Genomic DNA, 4,572 nt, shown 5'->3' on the forward strand with positions numbered 1-4,572 from the left:
ACGTGGTCTTCACCGACGCGACCCTGATGGCGATCGCCGAGGACGTGCCCGCGGGCGAGCGCGAACTCGCGATGATCTCCGGGGTCGGCGCCATGAAGCTGGACAAGTACGGGGCCGCCGTGCTCTCGTTGTGTGCGGGGGAGGATCCGTGGGAGGACTCCGCGGAGCAGCCTGCGGGCGAGCCCGTGGAGGAGCCCGGGCCCGAGCCCGACGGGGAGACGGACGAGCCGGCCTGAGCCGCTCGAAGGGCGGCCGCCCGGCCGACCGGAAAACTCGCCGGGAAAATAGTTTGCGCCCCGTGCATGGAGCGCAATAGCCTGCCGGAGCGGTCAAGGGGACGAGATCGCAAGCCGCTGGTGGAAGGGCCTCCTTCCGCATGTGGCAATACCTGCTTGACCTGACCAACATCCGAACATCGGGGCCCGGGGGACTGGGCACCGCGAGACGCCGAGAGGAGGCGAAGACAGTGGAAACCACCATGATGATCACCAAAATGACTGGCCAGACCGTTATCGCCATGCCTCCGGGTGCCGTCTCTTCGTTCGGCACTCCCGGCTTCTCGACCAGCGCCACGCAGGTGCGTGACGTGGTCGTGCTTGCCGGTGGCGGTCTGGGTCTCGACGCCACCGGTGTCTGCGTTGCCGCGGGTTCCGCTGTCAGTGGTCTCACTGTCAGTGGCCTGGGCGACACTGCGGGCATCTCCGTCGAGACGGGTCTGTCCCGTGACTGGGCGACGTTCGCCGGCGGCCTCGGGCTGCGCGATGAGCGACCGACCCAGGCACCGAAGGCGGCAGTAGCAGCAGCGAAGCATGGCGGCTATCTGCAGGTCATCGGTGCCGGAGCCACCAAGAAGCAGGACGAGCAGCAGATCGACCAGGTCAAGGCCGCCATCAATGGCGCCTCGGCCATCCGGATGCAGGCCTTCCGCGGGCCTGAACCCTGGAGAGAACGAACCTGAGCAATCCTCAGGTCGAGCCTCCAGGGCCGCGGAATCCTTCACCGGGATCCGCGGCCCTTCTGTTTTGTCCGGTACGAAAGACCACCCAGGCCCTCCGGGGCCTCCGGCCAGCCCGACCAGCCAGCTGAGCCGGACCCACAGCGAAAAGACGAGGAAGACCACGTGTCCACGGTCATCACACCGCCGCCACTCCCGTCCGTACCGACCGACAAGACCGTCAAGGCCGACCAGGCCGACCCCCCGGAGGTTTCTCTTATGCAGCTCACCGCGATCGACGAGGCCGACGCCCTCGGCGTGCCCGTCCCCTGCCGCTCCTTCGACCCGGAGGTCTTCTTCGCGGAGACGCCGGCCGACGTCGAGTACGCCAAGTCGCTCTGTGGCACCTGCCCGGTCAAGGCGGCCTGCCTGACCGGTGCGCTGGAGCGCCGCGAGCCGTGGGGCGTTTGGGGCGGCGAGCTCTTCGTCCAGGGTGTGGTCGTGGCCCGGAAGCGGCCGCGTGGCCGTCCGCGCAAGACCGAGGTCATGGCGTGAACCCCGCCGGTACGACCACCGCACGCTCAGCCGTGATCCGACGGGGAGAGCAGCCCCCGACGGACCGCGCACTGCGCCTGTCCGTACGCCTCGCCGCCGCCAAGGCGGATGCCGCAGCAGCCAGCCACTTTCCGACGACGCATCACAAGCAGGACCACCACATGACCACCAACGCCATCGACATGACCGCCCGCGCCGAACGGGCCACCGAACTTCAGATCCAGAACAGGACCCTCGAAATGCATCTTCTCCAGGAATCCCTGGCCCGAGCCCATATGCAGGAACGCCTGCAAGAGGCCGAACACCAACGCATGGCCCTGCGGGCCCACCGGGCGGCGAAGCTCGTCCGGAAGGCCGAGCGGGCCTCGTTGCGCGCCCGCCGGGCGCTTGCCGTCGCGCTGATGTGACGGCCGGTCACCGGTAGCCCCGACGGCCGGCGGTGACACCGCCGGCCACGGGCACCGCCCGCCGCCGGCACCACCAGCACCACCGGCACCGTCCAACGCCAGCACTGTCCGACACCAGCACCGCCACCCGCACGACCAGCGGCCGCCAGGGTCGGTGCGGTGGAACGGTGCGGTGGGTCGGTGCGGTGGGTCGGTGCGGGTGGGGCGGGCGCCGACGGGACCAGCACTACAGGCGGCGATGGCCGCTCCCCGCGCAGGGGGAGCGGCCATCGCCGTTGGTCGGGCCGGAGGATGTCCGGGCCGGGCCGTCAGGCGGGTGTCGACTTCCCGGCGAAGCCCGGCAGCCAGGTCAGCATCTCCTCCCGGAACGGCGCGTTGGCGCCCAGCTGGCAGAGCACCCCGATGGTGCTCAGCGTGACCCGGTGGATCAGCAGGTAGGCGGGGGGCAGGTTGAGCTGCTTGCCGAGGTTGTAGGCGGGCGAACGCGGATCGGCGATCCGGGCGGCCTGGGCGCGCATCCAGCTCCGGGTGAAGTGGAAGGTGTCCACCGCGGCGGGCTCGATGATCGGCAGCAGGTAGTCGAGCACCGCGTCCGGGTCCAACTCGACCGAGGGCTTGACGAAACCCTCCTCCCGGAGCATCTCCAGCACCCCGGCCGCGTCACCGGCGAGTGCCATCCGCAGCGAGTCGCCGATCGGGGTCGGCAGGCCGCCGGGCAGCCGGTCGACCGTGCCGAAGTCGAGCACCCCGAGCCGCCACCGTTCGATCGGCCCGTCGTCCTTGAGCAGCCGGAAGTTGCCCGGGTGCGGGTCGGCGTGCAGCAACCCGGTCCTGGACGGCCCGGCGAACAGGAAACGGGCCAGCAGCCGGCCCGCCCGGTCGCGCTCCTCCTGGGTGCCCTTGGCGATGACCTCGGCCAGCGGGGTGCCGTCCATCCACTCGGTGATCAGGATCTGGTCGGCCTGCGCGACCACGCCGGGCACCAGGATGTCCGGATCATCGGCGAACACCTCCGCGTGCCGGCGCTGGGCCTCGGCCTCCAGTTGGTAGTCCAACTCCTCGGCCACGCGGGCGCGCAGCTCGGAGATCAGCGGCTTGACGTCCAGGCCGGGGATCAGCGGGCCGATCAGCCAGGCCACCCGGCTGAGCTGGCCGAGGTCGGCGAGCAGCGCGTCCCCGGCGCCCGGGTACTGGACCTTGACCGCGACCTTCCGCCCGTCGTGCCAGACCGCCCGGTGGACCTGGCCGATCGACGCGGCCGCGGCCGGCCGGTCCTCGAAGCTGCGGAACTGCTTGCGCCACTGCGGGCCCAGCCGCTCCGCGAGCGCCGCGTGCACCTTGGCCGCGGGCATCGGGGGAGCGGCCTCCTGAAGCTTCGTCAGGGCCGCCCGGTACGGCCCCGCGACCTCCTCGGGCAGCGCGGCCTCGAAGACCGAGAGCGCCTGACCGAACTTCATCGCGCCGCCCTTGAGCTCCCCGAGCACCTTGAACAGCTGGTCGGCGGTGGCCTGCTGGAGTTCGGCGGTCACCTCCTCGGCCGGGCGCCCGCCGATCCGCCTGCCCAGCCCGAGAGTGGCCCGGCCGGCAATGCCGAGCGGCAGGGCGGCAAGCCGCGCCGTGCGGGTCACTGCCTTGCGCGGAAGATCGCTCAACCCGGGCCTCCCTCTTGGTACGCCCCGTGCCGTCGCCGCCCGCCCACGGTGTGGCGCGGCGCACCACGGGGCCGTGGTCACCAGGCCATTGTGCCCGCTCGTCCTTCTGCGGCCGACGGAAAATCCGGACTGCCGTTCGGCCTGCCGATCCCACCCGCGGGCCGTCGGCGGGATCGGCGGAGGGATCAGTGGTGGGATGGTCGGCGGTGGAGGGTGTTCGGTGGGCGGCGGGCCGAGGTGACCGCGTCGCCGACGTCGCGGGCGGGCGCGGGCGGTGGACGGCAGGCGCATGCTCGGGGCGGATGCGCCGTCGGGTGGTTGCGGACCGGGGCGTGGAGGACCAGGAGTGCGCCGACCCGGTGGCGTGAGGTCGGCGAGGGTCCCCGCCCGATGGCTGTCGGGTCGCCGCTCGACGCACAGGGCAGCCGGGTTGCGGCGCTGCTGGGGTCGACAGGCCGCCGGGTTGCCGCGCTGCCGGGCGGCGGGGGCTCGAGAGCTCGAGAGCTCTGGTCGGGCCTCGCCGTACCGCCTCACCCTCCCCGTACGGTCTCGGCCGGCCCGGGGCGGGCCAGCGGGACCGACTGCCAGCGGCAGCCGCAGTCGGGGTGGCCGGGCAGCCGCAGCCGTCTGACCATGCCGTCGGCCGCCGAGATCTCGCACCAGCCGTCGACGCTCGGCGGCAGCACCCCGTCCAGGTAGAGCTCCACGTGCAGGGCGGCCAGCCCGGCGACCGTGGTGGCCAGCGCGCTGTCACAGGCCGGGCTGCGGGCGCGGCCCGGGCCGTCGTCCGCGAGCTGGGCGAGCAGTCTCGGCCAGGCCTCGTCCTCGTCCGTCCGGGCCAGGGTCGCGCAGCTGCCGCACGCGGAGGCGCCGGGTACGACCAGCGGCCCGACCACGCCCAGGTGCTCCAGGACGCCGACGTAGAGGTGCGGGCGGCCGGAGCGCATCAGCTCCCGCGCCTCGGTGGCCAGGCCGGTGAAGGCACCGCCGCCGCTGCGGGGTGCGAGCACCACCAGCGTCGGCG

At 72.5% G+C, this 4,572-nt stretch carries 4 protein-coding genes and 2 pseudogenes; 4 read left to right on the plus strand and 2 right to left on the minus strand.

The annotated features are described in order from the left end of the window. The 4 genes and pseudogenes from AA75_RS53055 to AA75_RS39760 all read left to right on the plus strand — a co-directional run. A partial coding sequence (locus AA75_RS53055; RefSeq protein WP_233289403.1) for an HRDC domain-containing protein occupies positions 1–236 on the plus strand: 236 nt, incomplete at its 5' end. Between the two features lie 230 nt (positions 237–466). Then, positions 467–958: a hypothetical protein gene (locus AA75_RS39750; protein WP_033825349.1), complete on the plus strand. Its 492-nt coding sequence runs from the start codon at positions 467–469 to the stop codon at positions 956–958. A 162-nt stretch (positions 959–1,120) separates the two neighbouring features. Further along, positions 1,121–1,489, plus strand: coding sequence for a WhiB family transcriptional regulator (locus tag AA75_RS39755; protein WP_082527184.1), 369 nt, complete (start codon positions 1,121–1,123; stop codon positions 1,487–1,489). 221 nt (positions 1,490–1,710) lie between these two features. Then, positions 1,711–1,896: pseudogene (locus AA75_RS39760) on the plus strand (hypothetical protein); the annotation flags it as partial. A gap of 308 nt (positions 1,897–2,204) precedes the next feature. On the opposite strand, the gene AA75_RS39765 reads toward AA75_RS39760, so the two are convergent. Then, complete coding sequence (locus AA75_RS39765; protein ID WP_033825350.1) at positions 2,205–3,548, minus strand: AarF/ABC1/UbiB kinase family protein; 1,344 nt, start codon at positions 3,546–3,548, stop codon at positions 2,205–2,207. A 530-nt stretch (positions 3,549–4,078) separates the two neighbouring features. Then, positions 4,079–4,572 (minus strand): annotated as a pseudogene (locus AA75_RS39770) (ThiF family adenylyltransferase); the annotation flags it as partial.

The sequence above is a fragment of the Kitasatospora sp. MBT63 genome (assembly GCF_000710465.2).
GTDB lineage: Bacteria > Actinomycetota > Actinomycetes > Streptomycetales > Streptomycetaceae > Kitasatospora.